Annotated in this window: 2 protein-coding genes; one reads left to right on the forward strand and one right to left on the reverse strand. The window is 71.9% G+C overall.

All coding sequences use genetic code 11. The annotated features are described in order from the left end of the window. Positions 1-39: 39 nt before the first annotated feature. Positions 40-687 carry a DUF4365 domain-containing protein gene (locus V7793_RS37575; protein ID WP_336014232.1) on the reverse strand — a complete coding sequence of 216 codons (648 nt, stop codon included), beginning with the start codon at positions 685-687 and terminating at the stop codon, positions 40-42. Between the two features lie 167 nt (positions 688-854). Here V7793_RS37575 and V7793_RS37580 point away from each other — a divergent pair. Then, positions 855-1,398, forward strand: a 544-nt coding sequence (locus tag V7793_RS37580) for an exonuclease domain-containing protein (RefSeq protein WP_336014234.1), incomplete at its 3' end; no start/stop codon positions are given.

The following is a 1,398-nucleotide window of genomic DNA, read 5'->3' on the forward strand; positions in this document are numbered from 1 at the left end:
TGTGACGGGGGTGGCGCGAGGGCTCGGTCGGCCGGTGCATCAGGGTCTCCCTCCCGCCCCGACCCGCGTCATGATCTCGCAGAGTGCGCGGTCGTCGAAGACGCGTGTGGCCGGGATCCGCACGGTGGTCCGGCGTCTGCCGGTCACGGGGTGGCCGGCGAGGTTGGTCCAGTAGCAGCAGTGCCTCAGGTGGAGGCTGTCGTGGCCGGCGCGCAGCCAGTCGTCGCGCGATCTCGGCACGATCATCACGACGAGGATCTTGTGGACGGCGACGGGGGTGCGGGCGAGCTTGGCCAGGTGGTCGTTGTCGAGGGTGAAGGCGAAGGTGGGCGCCGGGGCGGCCGGGACGACGGGGACGGCCGGGGGCTCCGCGGCGGGGGCCCGGGGCGGCGGCTGCACGGCCGGGCGGGGGCCGAGCTGGTAGGTGCATTTGAGCTGCACCTTGATGGTGACCTCGTCGTCGACGGCGTGGCCGGGTGCGGTGTGGCTGATGTGCCAGTCGATGCCGTGGTCGGGAAAGGGCTGGGCCAGTGAGCAGCCCGCGGCCGCGGCGACGGCGTGCAGGTAGCCGATCTGGAGCGTCTCCATGCAGGCGGTGGTGGCGAGCGAGCCGCGTGCGGGGGCGGGTACGGCGGGCTCGGGGAGCTGGGACAGCAGCCCGCCCGGTTCGGGCCGCGGGAGCGCCATGTCCGAATCCTTCCGGGCGTCTTCGCGCGTTCGATCCGTACAACTGTGTTGTTTCCTTTGCAACTCCCGTGCAAACAACGGCGGTTCGCATGGCTCCACGGCCGGGTATCACCTGGCGGGGAGGGTGAAACACGCCATTCGCCGGGCAAGTGCGAGGAGTTGTGAACATGTGCTGGTTCGAGGGACCACTCGCCGCGTTCGACACCGAGACCACCGGAGTGGATGTCGAGCACGACCGGATCGTGTCGGCGGCCCTCGTGGTGCAGTCCGCGGCCGAGGCCGCTCCGGTCGTGACGCGCTGGCTGGTCGACCCAGGGGTGCCGGTGCCGGAAGGGGCCACTGCGATACACGGGCTGACCGACGCCTATCTGCAGCGGAACGGCCGGTGGCCGGCGCCGGTCATGGAGGAGGTGGCACGGGCGCTGGCGGTGCAGTCGGCGCGCGGGACGCCGCTGGTGGTGATGAACGCCCCGTTCGACCTGACGCTGCTGGACCGCGAGTTGAGGCGCCACCGCGCCTCGACGCTGGCGGACTACCTGGGGGCGGCCCCGCTGTGCGTGATGGATCCATGGGTGCTGGACAAGCACCTGGACCGCTACCGCAAGGGGCGGCGGACGCTGACGGATCTGTGCGCGCAGTACGGGGTGGAGCTGAGGGGCGCGCACGACGCGGCGTCGGACGCGCTCGCGGCGCTGCAGGTGGTGCGGGCGG

It is taken from the genome of Streptomyces sp. KLMMK, assembly GCF_036961605.1.
Classification (GTDB): Bacteria; Actinomycetota; Actinomycetes; order Streptomycetales; family Streptomycetaceae; genus Streptomyces; species Streptomyces telluris.